The 23,780-nt window shown below is 71.6% G+C and carries 23 protein-coding genes; 13 read left to right on the top strand and 10 right to left on the bottom strand.

Annotated elements, in window-relative coordinates:
- Positions 1–24: 24 nt before the first annotated feature.
- Positions 25–606: a DUF2017 domain-containing protein gene (locus EFL26_RS11950; RefSeq protein ID WP_123223102.1), complete on the bottom strand. Its 582-nt coding sequence runs from the start codon at positions 604–606 to the stop codon at positions 25–27.
- Positions 607–685: 79 nt separating this feature from the next.
- Positions 686–985, bottom strand: coding sequence for an ATP-dependent Clp protease adapter ClpS (gene clpS / locus EFL26_RS11945; protein WP_123223101.1), 300 nt, complete (start codon positions 983–985; stop codon positions 686–688).
- Between the two features lie 44 nt (positions 986–1,029).
- On the opposite strand from clpS, the gene EFL26_RS11940 reads away from it, so the two are divergent.
- Positions 1,030–2,316 carry a nicotinate phosphoribosyltransferase gene (locus tag EFL26_RS11940; protein WP_281273730.1) on the top strand — a complete coding sequence of 429 codons (1,287 nt, stop codon included), beginning with the start codon at positions 1,030–1,032 and terminating at the stop codon, positions 2,314–2,316.
- Between the two features lie 77 nt (positions 2,317–2,393).
- Here EFL26_RS11940 and EFL26_RS11935 read toward each other — a convergent pair whose 3' ends face one another.
- The gene (locus EFL26_RS11935; protein WP_123223100.1) at positions 2,394–2,756 is read right to left on the bottom strand and encodes a nuclear transport factor 2 family protein; all 363 of its coding nucleotides are present in this window, start codon (positions 2,754–2,756) and stop codon (positions 2,394–2,396) included.
- A 44-nt stretch (positions 2,757–2,800) separates the two neighbouring features.
- Here EFL26_RS11935 and EFL26_RS11930 point away from each other — a divergent pair, with 44 nt between their 5' ends.
- Positions 2,801–3,376 (top strand): isochorismatase family protein, encoded by a 576-nt coding sequence (locus EFL26_RS11930; RefSeq protein ID WP_123223099.1) that lies wholly within the window; start codon positions 2,801–2,803, stop codon positions 3,374–3,376.
- A gap of 121 nt (positions 3,377–3,497) precedes the next feature.
- Here EFL26_RS11930 and EFL26_RS11925 read toward each other — a convergent pair whose 3' ends face one another.
- On the bottom strand, positions 3,498–4,286 hold the full coding sequence (locus EFL26_RS11925) for an enoyl-CoA hydratase-related protein (protein WP_123223098.1): 789 nt from the start codon (positions 4,284–4,286) through the stop codon (positions 3,498–3,500).
- A 67-nt stretch (positions 4,287–4,353) separates the two neighbouring features.
- Here EFL26_RS11925 and EFL26_RS11920 point away from each other — a divergent pair, with 67 nt between their 5' ends.
- From EFL26_RS11920 to EFL26_RS11900, 5 genes are all read left to right on the top strand, one after another.
- Positions 4,354–4,890 carry a DUF1697 domain-containing protein gene (locus tag EFL26_RS11920; protein ID WP_123223097.1) on the top strand — a complete coding sequence of 179 codons (537 nt, stop codon included), beginning with the start codon at positions 4,354–4,356 and terminating at the stop codon, positions 4,888–4,890.
- Positions 4,891–5,150: 260 nt separating this feature from the next.
- On the top strand, positions 5,151–5,870 hold the full coding sequence (locus tag EFL26_RS11915) for an SCO2322 family protein (protein ID WP_123223096.1): 720 nt from the start codon (positions 5,151–5,153) through the stop codon (positions 5,868–5,870).
- Positions 5,871–5,892: 22 nt separating this feature from the next.
- On the top strand, positions 5,893–7,041 hold the full coding sequence (locus EFL26_RS11910) for an energy-coupling factor transporter transmembrane component T (protein WP_221176936.1): 1,149 nt from the start codon (positions 5,893–5,895) through the stop codon (positions 7,039–7,041).
- Positions 7,038–8,675, top strand: a complete 1,638-nt coding sequence (locus tag EFL26_RS11905; protein WP_123223095.1) for an ABC transporter ATP-binding protein — start codon at positions 7,038–7,040, stop codon at positions 8,673–8,675. The genes EFL26_RS11910 and EFL26_RS11905 overlap by 4 nt, the downstream gene beginning before the upstream one ends.
- Positions 8,654–9,475, top strand: a complete 822-nt coding sequence (locus EFL26_RS11900) for an ECF transporter S component (RefSeq protein ID WP_123223094.1) — start codon at positions 8,654–8,656, stop codon at positions 9,473–9,475. The genes EFL26_RS11905 and EFL26_RS11900 overlap by 22 nt, the downstream gene beginning before the upstream one ends.
- 6 nt (positions 9,476–9,481) lie before the next feature.
- Here the strand turns inward: EFL26_RS11900 and EFL26_RS11895 are convergent, their stop codons facing one another.
- Positions 9,482–10,753, bottom strand: coding sequence for a homogentisate 1,2-dioxygenase (locus EFL26_RS11895; protein WP_123223093.1), 1,272 nt, complete (start codon positions 10,751–10,753; stop codon positions 9,482–9,484).
- A 38-nt stretch (positions 10,754–10,791) separates the two neighbouring features.
- On the opposite strand from EFL26_RS11895, the gene EFL26_RS11890 reads away from it, so the two are divergent.
- Positions 10,792–11,685: a hypothetical protein gene (locus EFL26_RS11890; RefSeq protein ID WP_123223777.1), complete on the top strand. Its 894-nt coding sequence runs from the start codon at positions 10,792–10,794 to the stop codon at positions 11,683–11,685.
- Positions 11,682–12,908 (top strand): fumarylacetoacetase, encoded by a 1,227-nt coding sequence (gene fahA, locus EFL26_RS11885; RefSeq protein ID WP_123223092.1) that lies wholly within the window; start codon positions 11,682–11,684, stop codon positions 12,906–12,908. Before EFL26_RS11890 ends, fahA begins: the two co-directional genes overlap by 4 nt.
- Positions 12,909–13,107: 199 nt before the next feature.
- On the opposite strand, the gene EFL26_RS11880 is transcribed toward fahA, so the two are convergent.
- The 4 genes from EFL26_RS11880 to EFL26_RS11865 all read right to left on the bottom strand — a co-directional run bounded on the left by EFL26_RS11880 (position 13,108) and on the right by EFL26_RS11865 (position 16,888).
- Positions 13,108–13,929, bottom strand: coding sequence for an amino acid ABC transporter ATP-binding protein (locus EFL26_RS11880; protein ID WP_123223091.1), 822 nt, complete (start codon positions 13,927–13,929; stop codon positions 13,108–13,110).
- Entirely contained in the window at positions 13,926–14,921 is a 996-nt protein-coding gene (locus tag EFL26_RS11875) for an amino acid ABC transporter permease (protein ID WP_123223090.1), read from the bottom strand. Before EFL26_RS11875 ends, EFL26_RS11880 begins: the two co-directional genes overlap by 4 nt.
- 14 nt (positions 14,922–14,935) lie before the next feature.
- On the bottom strand, positions 14,936–15,835 hold the full coding sequence (locus tag EFL26_RS11870; protein WP_123223089.1) for an ABC transporter substrate-binding protein: 900 nt from the start codon (positions 15,833–15,835) through the stop codon (positions 14,936–14,938).
- Positions 15,836–15,994: 159 nt separating this feature from the next.
- Entirely contained in the window at positions 15,995–16,888 is an 894-nt protein-coding gene (locus tag EFL26_RS11865) for an AurF N-oxygenase family protein (RefSeq protein ID WP_123223088.1), read from the bottom strand.
- Between the two features lie 66 nt (positions 16,889–16,954).
- On the opposite strand from EFL26_RS11865, the gene EFL26_RS11860 reads away from it, so the two are divergent.
- Together EFL26_RS11860 and EFL26_RS11855 are read left to right on the top strand one after the other, a co-directional pair.
- The gene (locus EFL26_RS11860; RefSeq protein ID WP_123223087.1) at positions 16,955–17,671 is read left to right on the top strand and encodes a TetR/AcrR family transcriptional regulator; all 717 of its coding nucleotides are present in this window, start codon (positions 16,955–16,957) and stop codon (positions 17,669–17,671) included.
- Positions 17,671–18,042, top strand: coding sequence for a DUF4873 domain-containing protein (locus EFL26_RS11855; protein ID WP_123223086.1), 372 nt, complete (start codon positions 17,671–17,673; stop codon positions 18,040–18,042). The genes EFL26_RS11860 and EFL26_RS11855 overlap by 1 nt, the downstream gene beginning before the upstream one ends.
- Here the strand turns inward: EFL26_RS11855 and EFL26_RS11850 are convergent.
- Positions 18,014–18,685 (bottom strand): helix-turn-helix transcriptional regulator, encoded by a 672-nt coding sequence (locus EFL26_RS11850; RefSeq protein WP_183408162.1) that lies wholly within the window; start codon positions 18,683–18,685, stop codon positions 18,014–18,016. The two genes, EFL26_RS11855 and EFL26_RS11850, sit on opposite strands and share 29 nt — an antisense overlap.
- Before the next feature lie 99 nt (positions 18,686–18,784).
- Here EFL26_RS11850 and EFL26_RS11845 point away from each other — a divergent pair, with 99 nt between their 5' ends.
- The gene (locus EFL26_RS11845) at positions 18,785–20,014 is read left to right on the top strand and encodes an MFS transporter (protein ID WP_221176935.1); all 1,230 of its coding nucleotides are present in this window, start codon (positions 18,785–18,787) and stop codon (positions 20,012–20,014) included.
- 73 nt (positions 20,015–20,087) lie between these two features.
- Positions 20,088–23,774 carry a nitrate reductase subunit alpha gene (locus EFL26_RS11840; RefSeq protein WP_123223775.1) on the top strand — a complete coding sequence of 1,229 codons (3,687 nt, stop codon included), beginning with the start codon at positions 20,088–20,090 and terminating at the stop codon, positions 23,772–23,774.
- Positions 23,775–23,780 lie beyond the last annotated feature (6 nt).

Raw genomic sequence — 23,780 nt, 5'->3', positions numbered from 1 at the left:
GGACGCCGCACGGTCTCGACAGGCTCATCCTCCGACGGCCCGGACCAGCGTCTCCTGGAGGTAGCCGACCCAGTCGTAGATGTCGTGGACCTGCGCGCGCGGGTCGTCGTCCGGCAGGGAGTACCAGAACTCCTCGTCGCCCTCCTCGATGCCCAGGCGGGTCGCGATCGCGAGGCGCATGTCCGTGAAGGACCGCAGCCAGGTCAGGGCGGTGGCCGGGTCGAGCTCCACGTCGATGAACAGGCCGTCCTGGGGCTCGGCAGGGAGCCCGGCGTCCTCGAGGGTGTCGATGACCGTCGCCGCACCAGCGGCCTTGCCGTTGCGCAGGTCGGCCTCGGTGTAGCGCCGGAACTCGGCGGCGGCGTCCTCGTCCTCCGGGTACGCCGTCGGGAACAGGCGGGCCAGCACCGGGTCCTCCGGCTCGCGGGTGGGCCCGCTGAAGTCGAGCAGGTCCTCGAGGTCGTCCGAGGCGATCTCCTCGGTCGCCGACTCGTTGCGGAGCAGCTCGATCAGCTGCCCGGCCAGCGAGCGCAGCAGGTCGGCCTCGAACGCCGTGAACGTCGTGACCGCCGCCCCCGACTTCCGGTGCCTGGTGAAACCGCTCATGGCCGCCCTCGCTCCGCATCGGGCGCCCACGACCGGTTTCCGAACCGGCTCCGTTGGATTGCTCGCTCGCTGCGCTCGCTCATGGTGCGTCGGCCTTCTGCATGGTGGCCCAGAGGCCGTACTCGTGCATCGCCTGCACGTCGCGCTCCATCTCCTCGCGCGAGCCGGTGGACACCACCGACCTGCCGTCGTTGTGCACCTCGAGCATCAGCTTCTCCGCCTTCTTCCGCGAGTAGCCGAAGTACGTCGTGAACACGAAGGTCACGTAGGACATGAGGTTCACCGGGTCGTTCCACACGATCGTCACCCACGGTGTCGCCAGCTGCGTGAGGTCGTCGGTCACCGGCTCGTCGAGCTCGACAGGGCTGGGAGCAGACATGTCACCAACCCTAGCCCGGGAGCAGCCTCACCTAGTCTCGTGCCGTGACGTCGACCGCGCTGCTGACCGACCACTACGAGCTCACCATGCTCCAGGCCGCCCTCGCCGGCGGCACGGCGTCGCGGCGCGCGGTGTTCGAGCTCTTCCCGCGACGGCTGCCGGAGGGCCGGCGCTACGGCGTCGTCGCCGGCGTGGGACGGATGCTCGACGCGCTCGACGACTTCCGGTTCGGCGACGCCGAGGTGGACTTCCTGCGGCGCGAGCAGGTGGTCGACGAGGCCACGCTGGAGTGGCTCGCGGCGTACCGGTTCGGCGGTGACGTCTTCGGCTACCCCGAGGGCGAGGTCTACTTCCCCTACTCCCCCTTGCTGATCGTCGAGGCGAGCTTCGCCGAGGCGGTGCTGCTGGAGACCCTGCTGCTCTCGATCTACAACCACGACTCGGCGATCGCCTCCGCCGCCTCGCGGATGACCTGGGCGGCGGGCGACCGGCCCTGCATCGAGATGGGCTCGCGTCGCACGCACGAGGAGGCGGCGGTCGCGTGCGCCCGGGCGGCGTACGTGGCCGGATTCGCGAGCACCTCGAACCTGGAGGCCCGCCGCCGGCACGGCGTCCCCAGCGCGGGCACGAGCGCGCACTCGTTCACGCTGCTGCACGACACCGAGCGCGACGCGTTCCGGGCGCAGGTGAGCTCGCTGGGCCGGGGCACCACCCTGCTGGTCGACACCTACGACATCGCCGAGGCGGTCCGAGCCGCGGTCGAGGTGGCCGGCCCGGAGCTCGGCGCGGTGCGGCTCGACTCCGGTGACCTGGGGCTCGTCGCCAGCCAGGTGCGCGAGCAGCTGGACGCGCTCGGCGCGACCCGGACCCGGATCGTCGCGACCTCCGACCTCGACGAGCACGCGATCGCCGCGCTCCGTGCGGCCCCGGTCGACGGGTACGGCGTGGGCACGGAGCTGGTCACCGGCAGCGGCCACCCGACCTGCGGGTTCGTCTACAAGCTGGTCGCCCGTGCGGGCGCGGACGGCACGATGGTGGACGTCGCGAAGAAGAGCAAGGACAAGATCTCGGTCGGCGGCCGCAAGCACGCGCTGCGCCGCCTCGACGAGGCCGGCGTCGCGGAGGCCGAGGTGATCGGCATCGGCACCCCGCCGGAGGGAGACGCCAACGACCGGCCGCTCCTGGTGCCGCTGGTCGCGGCAGGGGAGATCGTCGGGCGCGAGCCGCTCACGCAGGCCCGGGAACGGCACCTGCGGTCACGCGAGGAGCTGCCGATCAAGGCCCGCCGGCTGCAGCGGGGCGGGCCGGCGATCCCGACCGTGCACCAGTAGGTCCACCGAAAGGTGGTTGAGCCTGCCGAAACCAGCGCGTGGTGGTTGAGCCTGCCGAAACCACCCGAGGCGCAGGCTCAACCAGCGTCGACGACGGCGCGCAGGTCGGCGATGAGGCCGTCCTCGTCGACCCGGATCAGGTCGATCACCCGGACGACCATCGGCTCGGCACGACCGGTGTCCACCTCGATCGTGAAGTGCACCGCCGCGTGGTCGCCGGTGACCAGCAGCGGCCCGGTCAGCGTGGTCGTGAACGGCACCCCGTTGGCGCGCGTGAAGAAGGCACGGATGGCCTCGCGGCCGACGTTGGGCGGGGTGCCGACGGGGTCCTCCTGACGCGCCAGCTCGGCGAAGAGCGCGACGGTGGCGTCGAGGTCCTGGCGGCCGACCGCGTCGACGTACTGGCGGACGGTGGCTTCGACCTGGTCACGGGTGGGCATGGCACCACCCTGACAGAACCACGCCGCGTCGTTAGGGTCATGGCATGGCGCGGGCTCTCATCGTGGTCGACGTGCAGAACGACTTCTGCGAGGGCGGGTCGCTACCGGTCGAGGGCGGGGCGCGTGTGGCCAGCGAGATCAGCGTCCTGCTGCACCACTGGACGCGGCAGGACCCGAAGGCGCCGGCGTACGACGTCGTGGTGGCCACCAAGGACCACCACGTCGACCCCGGTGACCACTGGTCGAGGGAGCCCGACTACGCCGACTCCTGGCCGGTGCACTGCCAGGTCGGCACCGAGGGCGAGGCGTTCCACCCGAACCTCGACCCGCAGCCGTTCGCCGCGATCTTCCTCAAGGGCGAGCGGGCCGCCGCCTACTCAGGCTTCGAGGGGCACACGGCCGACGGCACCGACCTGCTCACCTGGCTGCGCGCCCACGAGGTCGACGCCGTCGACGTGTGCGGGATCGCGACCGACCACTGCGTGCGGGCGACGGCGCTGGACGCGGCCGGCAACGGCCTCGCGACCCGCGTGCTCACCGAGCTCTGCGCGGGCGTCGCGCCCGAGACCACCGAGGCCGCGCTGGCGGAGATGCGCGACGCCGGAGTCGCCGTCGTCTGAGCACTCGGGTGGTTTCGGCAGGCTTCGAGGCGGTTGCTGCGCAACCACACCTCAACCCCCAGGTGGTTGAGGTGCGAGCGCCAGCGAGCCTCGAAACCACACCGGCACGGCGTCCCCACCGTCAGTGCCCGGTGAACTCCGCCCGGCGCTTCTCCGCGAAGGCCCGCATCCCTTCGGCCGCGTCCGCCGTGCGGAGCAGGACCGACTGGCCCGCCCGCTCGCGCTCGAACGCGCCGGGCAGCTCGCCCAGCGTGGCGGCATTGACCGCCTTCTTGGTCGCGGCCTGGGCCAGGGGCGGGCCGGACGCGAGCCGGCGGACCACCTTCCCGAGACCCTCGTCGTAGGACTCGTCGGCGAAGACGTGCGAGACGAGCCCCGCGTCGTACGCCTCCTGCGCGCCGAGGAGGTCGGAGAGCAGCGCCAGCCGCATCGCGCGCGCCCGACCGACCGCGGCTGCCACCGTGGCGGTCGCCCCGCCGTCCGGCATCAGGCCGATCTTCGTGAAGCCCAGGGTCAGCGCGGCCGAGGCGGTCGCGACGACCAGGTCGCAGGCCAGCGCGAGGCTCATCCCGACGCCCGCGGCCACCCCGTTGAGCCCGCACACCACCGGCCGGTCGCAGTCGAGGACGGCGCGGATCAACTGGTTCGCGGCGTCCACCGCTGACGCGTCGTACTTCTCCTGGGGCGCGTCGCCGGTGAGGTCGGCACCGGCCGAGAACGCCGCGCCGGTGCCGGTGATCACCACCACGCGGACGTCGTCGCGGGCGACCACGCCGCGCAGCTCCTCGATCAGGCCGAGCACCATCTCCCCGGTGAGGGCGTTGAAGGTCTCGGGTTGGTCGAGCGTGAGCCAGAGGGCGCCGTCCCTGTGGTCGACGAGAAGGCCGGCGTACTGGCTCGTCGGAGGCATGGCGCCATCCAAGACCGTGACAGCATCACTGTCAACGTCGCCGCACCGGGCGCACTAGCCTGACGGCATGCCCACGCACATCGGCTTCCTGCGCGCGGTGAACATCGGCAAGCGGCAGTACAAGACCGCCGACCTGCGTGCCGCACTCGTCTCTGCCGGCTACGCCGACGTGGAGACGCACATCCAGACCGGCAACATCAAGGTGACCACCACGGTGCGGTCCCGGGCCCGCATGGAGAAGGAGCTCGAGGAGCTCTTCCTCGCCGACCGCGGCTTCGAGGTCGTGACGATGGTGTTCAGCCCGACGGAGCTGAGCCGGCTCGCCGCCGAGGCCGACACCATCGCCGCCGATCACTCCTTCCGGCACGGCCACTACCTCAGCCTGCTCAAGAAGGAGCCGTCCGCGGCTGCGGCGAAGGCGCTCGAGGCACTGTCCGGCAACGGCGAGACCCTGCTCGTGCGCGGCCGGGCGGTGCACCTGCTCTACGACGTCCCGTACGGCGAGGCCAAGAACTCCAACGCCCAGGTCGAGAAGCACCTGGGTCCGGCGACGAACCGGAACGCGAAGGTCATCCGCGCGCTCGCCGAGAAGTGGGGCAGCTGACTCCCCTGGTGAGCGAGACCACTTTGACACCCGGGCACGCGAGTGGGAGCGTTCGAGCCGTCGAACACCCACGCCCTGGGGGAAGCCGGTCGAAGTCCGGCGCTGTCCCGCAACCGTAGGCCGATCGCCGGACTCGTCCGGCACGGCGAGCCGGAGCACCCACCGTGGGATCGGCTCCATCAATGTCCGTCGTGGAATGCGGACCGGAGTCCGAGGGGTGAACCATGGTTCTCCACTCGCCGGTCGCGAGGAGGAGAAGAATGTCTCGCACCACCCTGCCCATCCGTCGTCTCGGCGCCCTCGCCGTGCTGCTCGGCCTCGTCCTGGCCGTGCTGCTCCCGGCCGGCGCCGCCCAGGCCGCGGCGTACCGGTACTGGGGCTACTACCAGCTCAACGGGACCACCTGGAGCTTCGCCACCAAGGGCCCCGACCAGACCACGCCGGCCGACGGGTCCGTCGAGGGCTGGCGGTTCGCCGTCGGCACCGCGAGCTCGACCCGGTACCCCCGGGCGACGCCCACCTTCGACGACCTCTGCAGCCACACGAAGGCCGCGACCGGCGAGAAGCGCGTCGCCGTGGTGATCGACTACGGCCGCCCGGCCGACACCGCCGACAACAGCGAGCCGCCGAAGCCCGTCGGCAAGTGCGCCGTCGTGGCCACCGCGGCGACCGGCCTCGAGGTGCTCTCGAAGGTCGCCGAGGTGCGCTCCGCCAAGGGCCTCATCTGCGGCATCGACGGCTTCCCGGCGACTGGCTGCGGCGACGCGGTCAAGACCGTGCCCGCCGCCGCGAAGGCGCCGGACACGCCGATCACGCTGCAGGTCGCCGACCACAGCGAGAAGACCTCGGGGTCCTTCAAGACGACCGCCACCACCAAGGACGCCGGCTCGCACACCGGCACCTGGGTCGGCATCGGAGTCGCGATCGTCGCCGCGCTCGCCGTCGCCCTGGTCGCGCTGCGGCGCCGACGCACCGCCTGAGCGCGAGGACCGGCTCCAACCCGTGGCCCTGACGCCCCACTCCCGCCTCCCTCGGCTGCTGCACCCTGCGGCCTGGTGGGTGTGGGGCGTCGGTCTGGCCGTGGCCGCGTCGCGCACGACGAACCCGTTCCTGCTGCTGCTCGTGGTCGCGGTCGCGGCCTGGGTCGTGCTCGAGCGTCGCGAGGCCGGTACGACGAACGCGCTGGCCGCCTTCCTGGTCGTCGGCCTCGTGGCGATCGGCCTGCGGGTCGTGATGGTCAGCCTGCTCGGCGGAGGCGTGACCGGACGGGTCGTGCTGGTCCGGCTCCCGGAGGTGCCGCTGCCGGACTGGACGAGCGGCGTGCGCATCGGTGGCCCGGTCACGCTCGAGGGGCTGCTCTTCGCCGTCTACCAGGGGATGCAGCTCGCCGCGATCCTCGCCTGCCTGGGCGCCGTGAACGCGCTGGCCAGCCCGCGGCGGCTGCTGCGCTACGTGCCGGCCACGCTCTACGAGATCGGCACCGCGGTCGTGGTCGCGCTGACGTTCGCGCCCCAGCTCGTCGAGGACGCCCAGCGGGTGCGGATGGCTCGGCGGCTGCGGGGACACTCCCCGCGCAACCCGGCCGAGGTCGGCCGGATCGCGATCCCCGTGCTCGTCGGAGCGCTGGAGCGCTCGCTGGACCTGGCGGCCTCGATGGAGTCGCGGGGGTACGGTCGCGCCGTGCACCGCACCGCCCGCTCGATCCGGCTCGCCGGCCTGCTCACGCTGGTCGGTGTGGGCGGCGTGGTCGTCGGGCTCTACGGGCTGCTGGACGGCACCAGTCCGCTGGTGCTCGGCCTGCCCACCCTGCTGCTCGGCGTGACCTGCGCGGCGGCAGCACTGCTGGTCGGTGCCCGCCGCGACCCGCGCACGCACTACCGGCGCGACCACTGGGCGCTGCCCGAGTGGCTCGTGGCCGCGAGCGGCACGGTCCCGGCGCTCGTGATGATCCTCGCCGGCGCCCGGCACTGGGACGGTGTCGTGCCCCGCCAGGTGCCGGCCGAGCTGCCCGCCGTACCGCTCCTGCTGGTCGCCGCGATCGCGGTCGCCGCCACTGCCGCCGTCCTCGCACCGGTGCCACCGCTGCTCGCCCGCTCACGGGCCACCGCCCGCACACCGAGCGAGCCGTCCCGGGAGCTGGTGCGGCGATGATCGAGTTCGACGGCGTCTCGTTCTCCTACGACGACCGCGGGAGGTCCAGCGACGGCCACCTGGTCCTCTCCGGAGCCGACTTCGTGCTCGACGAGGGTGAGCTCACCCTCGTGGTCGGGCCCACCGGCTCCGGGAAGTCGACGCTGCTGCGCTGCATCAACGGCCTCGTGCCGCACTTCTCCGGCGGCACGCTGCACGGGCGCGTCGTGGTCGACGGGCGCGACACCCGCACCCACCGGCCCCGCGACCTCGCCGACGTGGTCGGCGTCGTCCTCCAGGACCCGGTCTCCTCGTTCGTGACCGACACGGTGGAGGAGGAGCTGGCCTACGGGATGGAGGCCCTCGGCGTGGACGCCGTCGCGATGCGGCGTCGGGTCGAGGAGACGCTCGACCTGCTCGGCCTCGCCGACGTGCGCAGCCGTCCCTTGCGCTCGCTGTCCGGCGGGCAGCAGCAGCGCGTGGCGATCGGGGCCGTCCTCGCCTCCGGCCCCCGCATCCTCGTGCTCGACGAGCCGACGTCTGCCCTCGACCCCGTCGCCGCAGAGGACGTGCTCGCCAGCCTGCACCGCCTCGTGCACGACCTCGGCCTGACCGTGGTCGTCGCCGAGCACCGGCTGGAGCGGGTCATCCACCACGCCGACCGGATCCTGCTCATCGACGAGGGCCGCGTCTCTCCCCTGCTCGACCCGGCCGAGGCGATGGTCACCTCCCCGATCCACCCGCCGGTGATCGCCCTCGGTCGCCATCTGGGCTGGAGTCCGCTGCCGCTGTCGGTACGCGACGCCCGCCGCCGCGCCCGAGACCTGCGCGCCACTCTCCCGGACCGGGCACCGGCCCCTCCCCCGTCCGCACCCACCGGCGAGGTCGTGTGCGCCGTCGACCGCCTCGTCGTACGCCGGGGCGGCGAGCCGGTCCTCCGCGGCGTCGACCTCGACATCCACGACGGCGACGTCGTGGCGGTGATGGGCCGCAACGGCGCCGGCAAGTCGACCCTGCTGGCCACGCTGGTCGGCCAGCTCGTCCCCATGTCCGGCAGCGTCCGGCTCGGCCCGCCCGCGGACTCGATCGACCCGGCGCGTGCCCGGCCGGCGGAGATCGTGGTCCGCGCGGGCATGGTTCCCCAGGACCCGGCCACGATCCTGTACGCCGACTCGGTCGCCGAGGAGTGCCGCGCCGCCGACCGCGACTTCCACCTCCCGACCGGCACCGCCCGGGCCGTCCTGGACCGGATCGCGCCGGGCATCGACGACGTCCAGCACCCGCGGGAGCTCTCGGAGGGGCAGCGGCTGTCCCTCGCGCTCTCGCTGATCCTCGCCTCCGAACCCCGGCTGGTGCTGCTCGACGAGCCGACCCGCGGGCTCGACTACCAGGCGAAGCGCAGGCTGGTCGAGCTGCTGCGCGAGCTGGCCGCCGCCGGACACGGCATCGTGCTCGCGACCCACGACGTCGAGCTGGCGGCCGAGGTCGCGACCCGCGTCGTCGTGCTGGCGGAGGGCGAGGTCGTCGCCGACGGCCCGGCGGCCGGCGTGCTGGCGGGCTCGCCGGCGTTCGCGCCGCAGGTCGCCAAGATCCTGCACCCGCTGCACCTGCTCACCGTCGAGGAGGTGGTCGCATGCACGGGGGCGGCGTCGTGACCGGCGTCGGCGGGTCGTGGCGCACCCCGCTGCTGATGGCGCTGGTCGTGCTGGTCGGCGTCGCCGCGTTCGGCTGGCCGTTCCTCGCGTCGCCGGGGTCCGAGCTCGGGCAGATGGGGCACACCAACGACGCGTCGTTCCTGTTCGTCGGCCTGATGACCCTGATGGCGCTCGTCCTGCTCGCCGAGATGTCCTCGGGCGGCGTCGACGCCAAGACGGTCGCCGTGCTGGGTGTGCTGGCGGCGGCCGGCGGGGCACTGCGCGTGCTCTCGGCGGGGACCGCCGGGCTCGAGCCGATGTTCTTCCTGCTCGTCGTCGCCGGCCGGGCGCTCGGCGCGCGGCTGGGCTTCATGCTCGGGGCGCTCGCCCTGCTCGCCTCGGCCTTCCTGACCGCGGGCATCGGCCCGTGGACGCCGTTCCAGATGATCGCCGCCGGTTGGGTCTGCATGGGCGCCGGGATGCTGCCGCGCGCGTCGGGCCGGGCGGAGCGGTGGCTGCTGGCGGCGTACGGGCTGTTCTGCGGGCTCGCCTACGGCGTGGTGATGAACCTGTGGTTCTGGCCCTTCATGGGCGATTCCGCACCCGCCGGCGCCGGCTACCTTCCGGACGCCGGCGCGGCGACCAACCTCGGTCACTACGCGGTCTTCTACGTCACCACGTCGCTCGCCTGGGACCTGCCGCGCGGGCTGCTCACGGCGGTGCTCACGCTGCTCGCCAGCGGGAGCCTGCTCCGGGCCCTGCGCCGGAGTCTGCGGCGGGCTCGCTTCGACGCGGTCGGCGAGTTCGCCGACGCCAGGTGAGCGGACCTAGGAGTTCGAGAACACCGCGGGTCCGTCGCCCTCCGGACCCCGCCCGGCCCAGGTCCAGGCGTACGCCGGGTCCTCGACCGCCAGCCCGGCCTCACCGATCTCGAGCGGCCGGAACGTGTCCACCATGACCGCGGACTCGTCGAAGAACTCCACGCCGATCGAGGCCTCGACCGCCGACGGCTGGGGCCCGTGGGCGTATCCCCCGGGGTGCAGCGAGATCGAGCCGACGTTGATGCCGCTGCCCTTGCGGGCCTCGTAGTCGCCGCCGACGTAGAACATCACCTCGTCGGAGTCGACGTTCGAGTGGTAGTAGGGCACCGGGATCGACTGCGGGTGGTAGTCGACCTTGCGCGGCAGGAAGTTGCAGACCACGAAGTTGTGGCCCTCGAAGACCTGGTGCACCGGCGGCGGCTGGTGGACCTTGCCGGTGATCGGCATGAAGTCCTCGACGTTGAACGTGTAGGGATACAGGCAGCCGTCCCACCCGACCACGTCGAACGGGTGGGTGGCGTAGGTCATCCGGCTGCCCACGATGCCGCTCGGACCGTTGCCGCGGTGCTTGACCAGGACCTCGACGTCCTCGGTCCTGTCGGTGGTTGAGCCTGCCGAAACCAGCGGAGCTTCCGGACCGTGCAGGTCGCGCTCGCAGTACGGCGCGTGCTCGAGGAGCTGCCCGTAGCGCGAGAGGTACCGCTTCGGCGGGGCGATGTGGCTGCTCGCCTCGATCGGGTAGAGCCGCGACTCCTCGGACGGGAGCCACCGGTGGGTGGTGGCGCGCGGGATGACGACGTAGTCGCCCTGGCGGTAGGACAGCACGCCGAAGACCGTCTCGACGGTGCCGGCACCCGCCTCGACGTACACGCACTCATCGCCGATCGCGTTGCGGTACAGCGGCGAGGCCGCGGTTGCGACGACGTAGGAGATCCGGACGTCGCCGTTGCCGAGCACCAGACGGCGCCCCTGCACGGCGTCGGCGCCGGGGGTTTCGAGGCTCGCCGGCGCTCGCTCCTCAACCACCTGGAAGGTCAGGTCGTGCAGCTTGAGGTGGCGGGGCTTGAGCGGGTGGTTCGGCGTCGTCGACAGGTCGGGGAGCTCCCAGACCTGGCTGTCGACGATCGCCGAGGGCACGCCGGAGTGGTAGAGCAGGGACGAGTCCGAGGAGAAGCCCTCCTCGCCCATCAGCTCCTCGTACCTCAGCCGCCCCTGGTCGTCACGGAACGCCGTGTGACGGGTGCGGGGCACGTCTCCGACTGATCTGTAATACGCCACGTGCTCACACTCTCAACTCGTGCAATAGCGTGGCAACCGTGCCACCCACCGACAGCCTCGTCCCTGCCTGGCTCACCGGACTCGTCGACGACGCAGCCCTCTTCCCGCCGGGCAACCTGCCGCTGGACCGTGCGGTCGCCGAGCACCGCGGTCACCGAGCCAGCGAGTACGCCGCCCTGGTCGGCGGCTTCGTCATCGGCGACGTCCGGATCCCCGACCTCCTCGACGTCCTGGACGAGCGCGACGACGACGAAGCGTTGGCCGTCAACCTGGTCGTGACCGGGGGCGCCGGCGCGGTCGAGCCGGCCGTCCGGTGGGCGACCCGGGCGCCGACCGTCGAGCTGCGGGCCCTGGAGGTGGCCCTGCGCGACGAGGACGACCTCGCCCGCAACGCCCAGCGCTTCCTCGCCGCGCTCGACCCGCTCTGGACCGAGCTCGAGGGTGTCCGCGTGTTCGTCGAGCTGCCGCGCGTCGTGGGCGACCCGACGCCCGGCTGGTTCGCGGCCGCGGACGAGCTGGCCGCCCGCGAGATCCCGCTCAAGCTCCGCACGGGTGGGGTGACGGCCGATGCCTTTCCCTCCTCCGCCGAGCTGGTGACGAGCATCGACGCGGCGCTCGATCGGGAGCTCCCGTTCAAGTGCACCGCCGGGCTGCACCACGCGCTCCGGCACCGCGACGCGGAGACGGGCTTCGAGCACCACGGCTTCCTCAACGTGCTGCTCGCCACGCGGCTGCTGCTCGACGGCGACCGCGACGGCGCCTGGGTGGTGCTGGAGGACCACGACCCCGAGAGCGTCGTCACGCGGCTGCGCGGGTGCTCGACCGACGACCTCGAGTCGGCGCGGCGCTGGTTCACCTCGTTCGGCAGCTGCAGCATCCTGGAGCCGCACGACGACCTGGTCGAGCTCGGAATCGTGGAGGTGGGTCGATGAGGTGCTGGGTCGAGGGCGCCGCCGGGTCGGCGTACGACGTCGACAACCTGCCGTACGGCGTCTTCACGGTCACCTCGTCGGGCGACGACGAGCGACCGCGGGTCGGCGTGCGGATCGGCGACCGGGTGCTGGACGTGGCGCCGGTCGCCGCTGCCGAGATGCTCGACGTGCACGACGTCTTCGCCCGCGACTCGCTCAACCCGCTGATGGCGGAGGGCCCGGCCACCTGGGCGTCGGTGCGCACCTGGCTGACGGGGCTGCTCACGGACGAGCACGAGCGCGACCTGGTCGAGCCGCACCTGCTTCCTCTCGACGAGGTCACGCTCCGGCTGCCCTTCGAGGTCGCCGACTACGTGGACTTCTACTGCTCGCTCCAGCACGCCACCAACGTCGGCCGGATCTTCCGCCCCGACGGGGAGGCGCTGCTGCCGAACTGGCGGCACCTGCCGGTCGGCTACCACGGCCGCGCCGGGACCGTCGTGGTGTCCGGGACGCCGATCCGGCGACCGACCGGGCAGGGGCGCCCCTCCGGGGTTTCGGCAGGCTCAACCAGCGGCAGGCCCGCCTTCGGACCCAGCCGCCGGCTCGACATCGAGGCCGAGCTGGGGTTCGTGGTGGGCACGCCCACCGCACTCGGCGAGAGCGTCCCGACCGGCGCGTTCGCCGACCACGTCTTCGGCGTGACGCCGCTCAACGACTGGTCCGCGCGCGACATCCAGGCCTGGGAGTACGTCCCGCTCGGCCCGTTCCTCGGCAAGTCGTTCGCCACCTCGGTCTCGGCCTGGGTCACACCGCTCGCCGCACTCGAGGCGGCGCGCGTGCCGCTGCCCGGCCAGGACCCCGAACCCCTCGACTACCTGCGCGTCGACGAGCCGGCCGGCTACGACATCGCGTTCGAGGTGCTGCTCAACGGCGAGGTCGTCAGCCGACCGCCGTACGCCGCGATGTACTGGTCCCCCGCGCAGATGCTGGCCCACATGACGGTCAACGGCGCGTCGCTGCGCACCGGCGACCTCTTCGCCAGCGGCACGGTCAGCGGTGACGAGCGGGAGCAGCGCGGGTCGTTCCTGGAGCTGTCCTGGGGCGGCACGGAGCCGTTCGGGGACGGCCGCACGTTCCTCGAGGACGGCGACGAGGTCACCCTGCGCGCGACCGCCCCGGGCGCGCTGGGCGGTCGGCTCGCACTGGGTGAGGTGACCGGTCGCGTCGAGCCGGCCGGCTGACGGCTCAGGGTCTCGGCTCAGGGTTTCGACCCGCCGTCGCGCGTTCCCTTCGAGGCTCGCTGCGCTCGCACCTCAGGACAAGCGCCAGCTCACGCGCGCGCTGCTCCGTGGATTGAGCCTGCCGAAATCAACCTCTTCGCGTCGTGACCCTGCTCGTGCACTTCGGCAAGCTCAGCACATCGCCTCACAGGGTCACGGCTCAGATCTGCTCGGCGTCCAGCCGTGCCTGCAGCGCTGCCGCGTGCTCCTCGGTCTCCTCCCGGATCCGGCTGAGGAACGTCTTGGTGCGCTCGTGCTGCGGGTTGTCGATCACGTCGGTGGGGGCGCCCTGCTCCACCACGACGCCCGCGTCCATGAAGACGACCCGGTCCGCGACGTCGCGGGCGAAGCCCATCTCGTGGGTGACCACGATCATCGTCATCCCCTGCTGGGCGAGCTCGCGCATGACCGTGAGCACCTCGCCGACCAGCTCGGGGTCGAGCGCGGAGGTCGGCTCGTCGAAGAGCATCAGCTTGGGGTCCATCGCCAGGGCCCGGGCGATCGCGACGCGCTGCTGCTGACCGCCCGACAGCTGCGCCGGGTAGTGGTCGCACCGGTCGCTCAGCCCGACCCGGTCGAGCAGCTCGAGCCCGCGCTTGTTGGCCTCGGCCTTCGACCTGCCGCCCACGTGCACGGGTGCCTCGACGACGTTCTCGAGCGCGGTCTTGTGCGGGAACAGGTTGAACCGCTGGAACACCATCCCGATCTGGCGGCGCTGCCGGGCGATGTCCTTGTTGGTACGCCGGTGCAGCCGGCCGTTCCGGTCCTCGTAGCCGGTCAGCTCGCCGTCGACCCAGATCCGGCCGCCGTTGATGGTCTCGAGCTGGTTGATGCAGCGCAGGAACGTGGTCTTGCCCGAGCCGGACGGCCCGAGCAGGCACACCACCTCGCGCTGTTCGACGTCGAGGTCGATGCCCTTGAGCACCTCGTTGCCGTGGAAGTTCTTGGTGACGTTGATCGCCTGAACCAGTGCGGTGCTCACATTCCTCCCCCTCCTCCGCCGCCGCGGAAGCTCAGCATCTTGGCGAGGAACGCCTGGTCCCGAGGACCGGGCGCCCTGGTCCCGAACCCGCGCCCGAAGTACCGCTCCAGCCGGCTCTGGATCACCATCAGCACACTGCAGATCAGCAGGTACCAGATCACCGCGGCCACCAGGACCGGGAAGGTCTGGTAGGTCCGCGAGCCGATGCTGGAGAGCTGGAAGAACAGCTCGTTGCTCACCGGGATGCCGATCAGCAGCGAGGTGTCCTTGACCATCGCGATGGTCTCGTTGCCGGTCGGGGGCACGATCACGCGCATCGCCTGCGGCAGCACGATCCGGCGCATCGCCAGGCCGTCGGACATCCCCAGCGCCGCGGCCGCCTCGTTCTGGCCGGGATCGACCGACAGGATGCCTGCCCGCGCGATCTCGGCCATGTACGCCGCCTCCGACAGCCCCAGCCCGATGATGCCGCCGAGGATGCCGGTGAAGACCTGGTTGGCGTCCAGCGTCGCGAACGTCCAGGTGCCGTGCATGCCGAGCAGGTCCTGGATCTGCCGGTCGAACGGGATCGCGATCCGCATGCCGGCCGGGTAGAGCACCCCGAGCGCACCCATGATCGTCAGCAGCACGAGCCGCGGGATCGCCCGGAAGAACCAGGTGTAGGCCCACGCGGTCCACGCCAGCACGGGGTTGTCCGAGAGCCGCATCACCGCGACGATCACCCCGAGCACGACGCCGATCACCATCGAGCCGGCGGTGCCGAGCAGCGTGCCACCGATCAGGCCGTTGATCACCGGCGTCTGGATCATCGCCTTCCAGACGAAGCTCCAGTTGAAGGCCTTGTTGGTGAGCATGAACTGCACCAGCATCGCGATGCCCAGGGCGATGAACGCGACCGCCACCCACCGTCCGAGGTGCCGGACGGGGACGGCGTCGATGGCGCCGGGTCGCTCGTCGGCCGCCGTGGCGGCCGACGAGCCACTCTCAGTCATGGTCGGTCCGGCGATCAGACGGACGGGTTGACGGCGAAGTCACTGATCGCGCCCGCGTCGACGCCCCAGCTCTGGAGCACCTTCTTGTAGTCGCCGGACTGGTCGAGCGACTTCAGCGCTGCCACGATCGCCTTGGCGAGGTCGGTCTGGTCCTTCGGCACCACGTAGCCGTAGGGCGCGGCGTCGTAGATGTCACCGGCCGCCTCGATCTTGCCGCCGGACTGCTTCACGGCGTACGCCACGACCGGGGAGTCGGCGAGCATCGCGTCGGCCTTGCCGCTGGCGACGGCCGCGGTGGCCTGGTCCTGGCCCTCGTAGACGAGCACCTTGATCGGCTTGCCCTGGGCCTTGCAGGCCTTCTCCTTCGGCGGGAGGTCCTCCTCCTGCTGCACGGTGCCCTTCTGGACCGCGACGGTCAGGCCGCACGGCTTCGTCGGGTCGACGTTCTTCGGGTTGCCGGGGGCCGCGGCCCACTGGGTGCCGGCGTTGAAGTAGCTGACCATGTTGACCTGCTTCATGCGGTCGGCGTTCACGGTGAAGCTCGAGACGCCCATGTCGTACTTCTTGCCCTCGACACCGGTGATGATCGCGTCGAACTTCGCCGGCTGCCACTCGGTCTTGAGGCCGAGCTTCTTCGCGACCGCGTTGAACAGGTCGACGTCGAAGCCCTGCACGGTCTTGCCGTCGGCGGCGAGGAACTCGCTGGGTGCGTAGCTGGCGTCGGTGCCGATCACCAGCGTGCCCTTGTCCTTGATCGCCTTGGGCACCATCGCTGCGGCCGCCTTGTCGACCCCGGTGTCGACGGTGGTCTTCTTGGTGTTCCCGTTGTCGAGCGAGTTGGACCCGCAACCGACCAGTGCGAGGGCTGCGACCACCGCAGCCGCGGACACCAGCGATGCACGACGTAGCTTCATGAGTTTCGATCCTCCCTAGGGCTGTGCGGGCGATCCTGCCACCCACGTCGCCGCCACGTCAGGCCCTCCCCGCAACGATTGGGTCTCGGCTCCGAGACAGGGTGGCCCGGAGACCCCCTGGACTCGACCCTGGGTGCGGACGCCGGGCGCCGGAGGGCCCTACGGCAGCAGGAAGGACGCGCGCCAGACCTTCCGGTTGTAGCCCCCGCCGACCATGCCCTGCTCCTCGAGGTAGGGCATCACCTTCTCGCCCATCCACGCGATCGTGGCCCGGTAGTTCGGGTTCGCCAGCGCCGCACGCCGACCCTCGGCGGGGTCGATGCCGACCGCGGCGTACACGCCCGGGTGCACGAGCGAGCGCATCATCACGAACGCCGCCTGCGCGGTCACCGTCTGCTGCACCAGCCGCTCCGTGCGACCCATCCGGGCCACGGACTTCTCCAGCTCGTCTCGGGCGAACGCGACGTGCCGCGCCTCCTCCAGCACGTGGATCCGCGACACCATCCGCACCATCGGCTGGATCCGCTCGTCGCTCATCTGCTCGCGCTGCCAGCGGTCCACCGGCTCCTCGCCGATCAGGATCGAGGCGTAGGCACCGGCGCCGCGGGCGATGAGCGGGAAGATCTTGGCCAGCCTGCGGACCTGCGGTCGCGGCCCGTACGCCGGCACGCCGAAGTGCCCGATCGCCCGGCCGAACATCGTCGTGTGCCGGCACTCGTCGGCGATCTCGGTGAGCGCGAAGTGTGTGCGGGGGTCCCTCGGGTCGCTGCGGTAGACGTCCTTGAGCAGCAGCTGCATCAGCAGGATCTCGAACCACAGCCCGACGCTGGCGACGGAGGCCACCTCGTGCTTGCTCAGCTCGACGCGCTGCTCCTCGGAGAGCCGGTCCCAGACCGGCGTGCCGTACAGCGACATCCGCTCGGGCTGCATCGCCCACAGGCCGGGGACCTCGGGTGCGTCCCAGTCGAGGTCGACGTCGGGGTCGTAGGACTGGCGCGCGGACGACTTCAGGAGCCGCTCCACCCGGCCGCGGTCCGGCATCGTGGCGGTCATCGTTCCTCCCGGAGGGCGAGGCTTGGTGTTACCCGTAGTAACAGTTATTCCGCTACTCTGACCCACATGACACCGCCCGTCAAGACTCCGCGCTCCTCCGGGGGCGACGGCCGCAGCACCCGCTGGAGCGACCACCGTGAGGCGCGCCGTGCCGAGCTCGTGGCCGCCGCCGTGGCTGCGATCGACGACCACGGCCCGTCGGCGTCGATCGCCGAGATCGCCGCCTCCGCAGGCGTGAGCAAGCCGGTGCTCTACCGGTACTTCGCCGACAAGGACGACCTCTACCGTGCGGTCGGCCAGTGGGGCGCCGAGCAGGTCATGCAGCGCCTGGTCCCGGCGCTCCTCGCCGAGGGGCCGATGCGCGACAAGGTCTACCGCGCCTGCGCGGAGTACTTCGGTCTGCTCGCCGACCACCCGCAGGTGTTCCTGCTCCTGATCGAGCACCGCACCGCCGGCGACCCGATCGCCGACGGCAAGGAGCAGATCGCCACCAGCCTGGCCAAGCTGATGGGCGACACCCTGCGCCGGCTCGGCGTCGACGCTGCCGGGGCCGAGCCCTGGGCCCACGGCGTGGTCGGGATGGGGCTGGCCGTCGGCGAGTGGTGGCTGCGCCGCGACATCATGACCCGCGAGTCCGCGGCGGACTACCTGGCCGCCTTCCTCTGGAACGCCTTCAGCGGCTTCGCCGCCGACCACGGCGTCGGCCTCGACGGGGCCGGACAGCTGCACCTGGTGGACGGTGCGACCGGCCCGAAAGCCGCCCGCCGTCGGAAGGACGCCTGATGGAGGAGCAGCTGCCCGCCGAGGAGTACGCCGGCCCGGCCGTGGTCTCGCCGGCCGAAGGCGACGTGGTTTCGAGGCTCGCTGGCGCTCGCACCTCAACCACCCAGGAGGACGTACTACCTCCGGCGACGAGCCTCGAGACCACCGGGGTCGCGGTCACCGTCGACGTCACGCTGCGGGGACACTTCGAGCCGATCGACGGCCGCTACCACTGGTACGGCCGGCTCGCCGCCGACGAGGCGCTGGGCCGGTGGCAACCCGGCACGACGGTCGTGCTGACCACCCCCCACGGCAGCGCGGCCGGGCGCCTCTCCGACCTCGACCCGTGGGGGCGGTACCGGATCAGCGGGACGGGTCGACCGCCGTTCTGACCTCTGCAGTCGGGGCCAGCAGCCGGAGCGCACAGCTGCCGGGGTCGGCGAACGGCTTCAGCGATGCACGGTGCGGGTCGGCGCCCGAGGCGTCGAGCAGCTCCTCGACCAGGCCGAGGTGCACGTTGCAGACCACCTCGGGCACGTCGCTGGCCACCTGGAGCAGGGGGCAGCGCGTCAGGGCCACCCGGTCGAAGCGGTCGTCGGGCACCGGGGCGTAGCCGAGGTCGTCGAGCACCTCCACGACCTGCGCCCGGCCGGCCCGGGCCGTGCGCAGGCGCAACAGACCGCGGCGCGCGATGATCTGCTGCGCCCAGTGCCGGCTCACGTCGCGCGCGGCGGCCAGCGGGTTGCGCTCGCGGTGCGCCAGCCGCCACGCGAGCGCGGCGGCGAGCTCGGCGTTCTCGTCGACCACGGGCTCGGCCGCCGCGGCATACAGCCAGCGGGGGCGGCCACGGCCGTCGACCGGCGCCTGGTGGCGCACGACGAGACCGGCGTCGAGCAGCGCCGTGAGGTGGTCGCGGAGCGTGTTCGGGTGGCGCCCGAGGTGACGGGCGAGCGCCTCCATCTCGACCAGGTCCGGCTGGTCGCGGAGCGCGGCGAGAACCGCCTGCTGCGACCGCGTCAGCCGATTGTTTTTCACGGTTTTCATCGTACTAGCGTCGTTCGTGAAGCGCGTCAAGAGTCTTCAAGGGGTGTATCTCGTGCGCGCGTTCCGACAAGGTGAGACCGGGAGGACACGATGGCAACACAGGTCCAGGAGCAGGTGGCCGGAGTGGAGCGCTCGCCCCGCGTCCTCATGCTGGCGATGGCCACCCTCGGCTTCGCGGTGAACTTCTGGGCCTGGGCTCTGATCAGCCCGCTCGGCCCTCTCTTCCGCAAGAACGGCACCCTCGGGACGCTCAGCGAGTCGGACGTGGCCCTGATGGTCGCCGTCCCGGTGATCGTGGGATCCCTCGGCCGGATCCCCGTGGGCTCGCTGACCGACCGGTTCGGTGGCCGGGTGATGCTCCCGCTGATCACCGGCATCACGATCATCCCGGTGCTCTTCCTGGGCTTCTTCGCGCTCGACTCCTACGCCCTGATCCTGGTCGGCGGCTTCTTCCTCGGCATCGCCGGCACCTCCTTCGCCGTCGGCGTGCCCTTCGTGAACGCGTGGTTCCCGCCCGAGCGCCGCGGCTTCGCGGTCGGCGTGTTCGGGGCCGGCATGGGTGGCACCGCGATCAGCGCGCTCACGACCGTGAAGCTGTTCGCCCACCTCGACGGCAAGGCGCCGTTCCTCCTCGTCGCCGGGGTGCTCGCGCTCTACACCGTCGCGGCCTGGCTGGTCCTGCGCGACGCGCCCGGCCGCGTCGTCCTGACCACGAGCCTGCTCACCCGCCTGCGTACCAACGCCGCCCTCCCGATCACCTGGCAGGCGTGCCTCCTGTACGCCGTCGCCTTCGGCGGCTACGTCGCGTTCTCCGTCTACCTCCCGGCCTACCTGAAGACCGAGTACGGCCTCAGCCCGGCCGGCGCCGCCAACCGGATGGCCGGCTTCGTCGTGGTCGCGGTGATCATGCGACCGATCGGTGGCTGGCTCTCGGACCGGTTCGGTCCGGTGCCGGTGCTCGCGACCGGCTACGCCGTCGTCGTGGTGATGGCCGGCGTCGCCTCGAGCCACCCGCCGGTGGACTCCCTGGGAGCCGTCGCGTTCCTGACGATGGCTGCAGCACTCGGGTCCGGTGCCGGCGCGACGTTCGCGTTGGTCGCCCGGGTCACCGAGCCGGCCCGCGTCGGCGGCGTGACGGGACTGGTGGGAGCCGCAGGCGGCTTCGGCGGCTTCGTGCCACCGCTGCTGATGGGCTACATCTACGGCCGCACCGACTCCTACGCCCTCGGCCTCTGGCTGCTCTCCGTGACCGCGGCGCTCACCCTCGTCCTCACCGTCACCATCGTCCGCCGTACGGCAGGAGAACACGTTGACGCTTAGCACGCCCTCCACCTCGGGAAAGGGGCGCCGGCCGGAGACCGAGCCCGGTCTCGACACGCCGCTCGTCGACGCGCTGGTCCGCACCCGGCGCTTCTTCACCAAGGGCACGGTGTCCCCGGACCTCCGGACGCTCGAGAAGGAGGGCGGGCGGCAGGCCGACGACTTCTACCGGGACCGGTGGAGCCACGACAAGGTGGTGCGCTCCACGCACGGCGTGAACTGCACGGGCTCCTGCTCCTGGAAGGTCTACGTCAAGGACGGGATCATCACCTGGGAGTCCCAGCAGACCGACTACCCGTCGACCGGACCCGACCGGCCGGAGTACGAGCCCCGCGGATGCCCCCGAGGCGCGGCGTTCTCCTGGTACACCTACTCCCCCACCCGGATCCGCTACCCGTACGTGCGTGGCGCCCTCGTGCAGATGTACCGCGAGGGCAAGTCCCAGCACGACGGTGACCCGGTGAAGGCCTGGGCCCACGTCGTCGACAACCCCGCCCGGGCCCAGCGCTACAAGTCGGCCCGTGGCAAGGGCGGCCTCGTCCGGGCCTCGTGGGACGAAGCGGTGGAGATGATCGCGGCGGCGTACGTCCACACGATCCAGAAATGGGGACCCGACCGGGTCGCCGGCTTCTCGCCGATCCCGGCCATGTCGATGGTCTCCCACGCCTCGGGCGCTCGGTTCACCCATCTCGTCGGCGGCTCGATGCTGAGCTTCTACGACTGGTACGCCGACCTGCCGGTCGCCTCCCCGCAGGTGTTCGGCGACCAGACCGACGTGCCGGAGTCGGGCGACTGGTGGGACGCGGGCTACCTGGTCATGTGGGGCTCGAACGTCCCGGTCACGCGCACCCCCGACGCGCACTGGATGACCGAGGCCCGCTACCGCGGCCAGAAGGTCGTCGTCGTCGCCCCCGACTACGCCGACAACGTGAAGTTCGCCGACGAGTGGCTGGCGGCGCGGCCCGGCACCGACGGTGCCCTCGCGCTCGCCATGGGCCACGTGATCCTCGAGGAGTTCTTCGTCAGGCGGACGACGCCCTACTTCGACGACTACGTGAAGCAGTACACCGACCTCCCCTTCCTGGTGAAGATCGACGAGCGCGGCGTGCCGGGAAAGCTGCTCACCGAGGAGGACCTGGTTTCGGCAGGCTCAACCAACGACGGCGGCTCAATCAACGACGGCGGCTCAACCAACGACGGCGGCTCAACCAACGACGGCGGCTCGACCAACGACGGCTCGACCGGGGAGGCGACCGAGAACGCCGCCTTCAAGGGCGTGCTGATCGACGCGCGGACCGACGAGCCGGTGGTCCCCAACGGCGCGCTCGGTCACCGCTTCGGCGACGCCGGCGTGGGCCGGTGGAACCTCGACCTCCAGGGCGTCGAGCCGCGCCTGTCGCTGGGAGGCGGCGAGACCGTGGAGGTCACGCTCCCCCTGTTCGACGACCTCGACGGCGCGCCCCGCGAGGTCACCCGGCCGGTGCCGGTACGCCGCGTCGGCGGCCACCTGGTCACCACGGTCTACGAGCTGATGCTCGCCCGCTACGCGTCGTACACCCCGGAGTGGCAGGAGGCGATCACCGGCGTCCCGGCCCACCAGGCGGCCCGGATCGCCCGTGAGTTCGCCCGGAACGCCGAGGAGTCGCGCGGCCGCTCGATGATCCTCATGGGCGCCGGCACGAACCATTGGTTCCACTCCGACACGATCTACCGCTCCTTCCTGGCGCTCACGACGCTGACGGGATGCCAGGGCGTCAACGGCGGCGGCTGGGCCCACTACGTCGGGCAGGAGAAGGTGCGACCGGTGACCGGTCACGCCCACCTGGCCAACGCCCTCGACTGGAGCCGGCCGCCGCGCAACATGATCCAGGCGGCGTACTGGTACCTGCACACCGACCAGTACCGCTACGACCACTTCTCCGCCGACACCCTCAGCGCGGCCACCTCGACGGGGCAGCTCGCGGGGCTGAGCACGGCCGACGTGCTGGCGAAGAGCGCCCGGATGGGGTGGATGCCGTCGTACCCGACGTTCGACCGCAACCCGCTCGACCTCTGCGACGAGGCCGCGGCCGCCGGTCGGCCGGTCGGCGAGCACGTCGTCGCGGGCCTGAAGGACGGCAGCCTCCGCTTCGCCGGTGAGCACCCCGACGACCCCGAGAACTTCCCGCGGGTGCTCGCGATCTGGCGGGCGAACCTGCTCGGCTCGTCGGCGAAGGGCAACGAGTACTTCCTCAAGCACCTGCTCGGCACCACGTCGGCGGTCCGGGCGACGGAGGCTCCGGAGGGCAAGCGACCCAAGGACGTCGACTGGGCCGAGCAAGCGCCCGAGGGCAAGCTCGACCTGCTCCTCACGCTCGACTTCCGCCAGACCAGCACCACGATCTTCTCCGACGTGGTGCTGCCGGCCGCGACCTGGTACGAGAAGCACGACCTGTCCACGACCGACATGCACCCGTTCGTGCACTCGTTCAACCCGGCGATCGCGCCGCCCTGGCAGACCCGTACCGACTGGGACGCCTTCCGCGAGATCGCCAAGAAGTTCTCCGAGCTCGCGGGCCCCCGGCTCGGCGTGCGCAAGGACGTCGTCGCCGTGCCCCTGACCCACGACACCCCGGACGCGATGGCCAACCCGCACGGCGTGGTCCGCGACTGGGCGCTCGGCGAGTGCGAGCCGGTGCCGGGCCGGACCATGCCCAAGCTGGTCGAGGTCGAGCGCGACTACGGCGCGGTCGCGGACAAGATGGACACCGTCGGCCCGCTGCTGGACACCCTGGGCACCACCACCAAGGGCGTCACGTACGACGTGAGCGGCCCGATCGACTACCTCAAGCACAAGAACGGCACCGTGCGCGGCGGCGTCGGCGACGGGCGACCCACCCTCGTGCGCGACGTGCACGTGTGCGAGGCGATCCTGGCGCTCTCCGGCACCACCAACGGCCACCTCGCGGTCCAGGGCTTCAAGACGCTGGAGCGACGCACCGGCACGCTGCTGCACGACCTGGCCGCCGAGCACGAGGGCAAGCAGATCACCTTCGCCGACACGCAGGCCGCGCCGACGCCGGTGATCACGTCCCCGGAGTGGTCGGGCTCGGAGAGCGGAGGGCGGCGCTACTCGCCGTTCACGATCAACGTCGAGCGGCTCAAGCCGTGGCACACGCTGACCGGCCGGCAGACCTTCTACCTCGACCACGACTGGATGATCGAGCTCGGCGAGTCGCTCCCGGTCTTCCGTCCACCGCTGAACATGGGCGCGCTGTTCGCCGAGCCGGCGCCCGGCGACCTGGGCGAGGTGGACGGCCACCGGACCGTGACGGTGCGCTACCTGACCCCGCACAACAAGTGGTCGATCCACTCCGAGTACCAGGACAACCTCTTCATGCTCTCTCTGTCGCGAGGCGGCCAGACGATCTGGATGAGCGACGTCGACGCGGCGAAGGTCGGGGTCGAGGACAACGACTGGATCGAGGCGGTCAACCGCAACGGCGTCGTCGTCGCCCGGGCGATTGTGTCGCACCGGATGCCCGAGGGCACGGTGTTCATGCACCACGCCCAGGACCGGCTGATCGACGTACCGCTCACGGAGACGTCCGGACAGCGCGGCGGCATCCACAACTCGCTGACCCGCCTGCTGATCAAGCCGAGCCACCTGATCGGCGGCTACGCGCAGCTCTCCTTCGCCTTCAACTACCTCGGTCCCACCGGCAACCAGCGCGACGAGGTGACCGTGATCCGCCGCCGCTCCCAGGAGGTCACGTACTGATGCGCA

It is taken from the genome of Nocardioides pocheonensis, assembly GCF_003725535.1.
Taxonomy (GTDB): domain Bacteria; phylum Actinomycetota; class Actinomycetes; order Propionibacteriales; family Nocardioidaceae; genus Marmoricola; species Marmoricola pocheonensis.
This window is presented reverse-complemented; position numbering and strand designations above follow the sequence as displayed.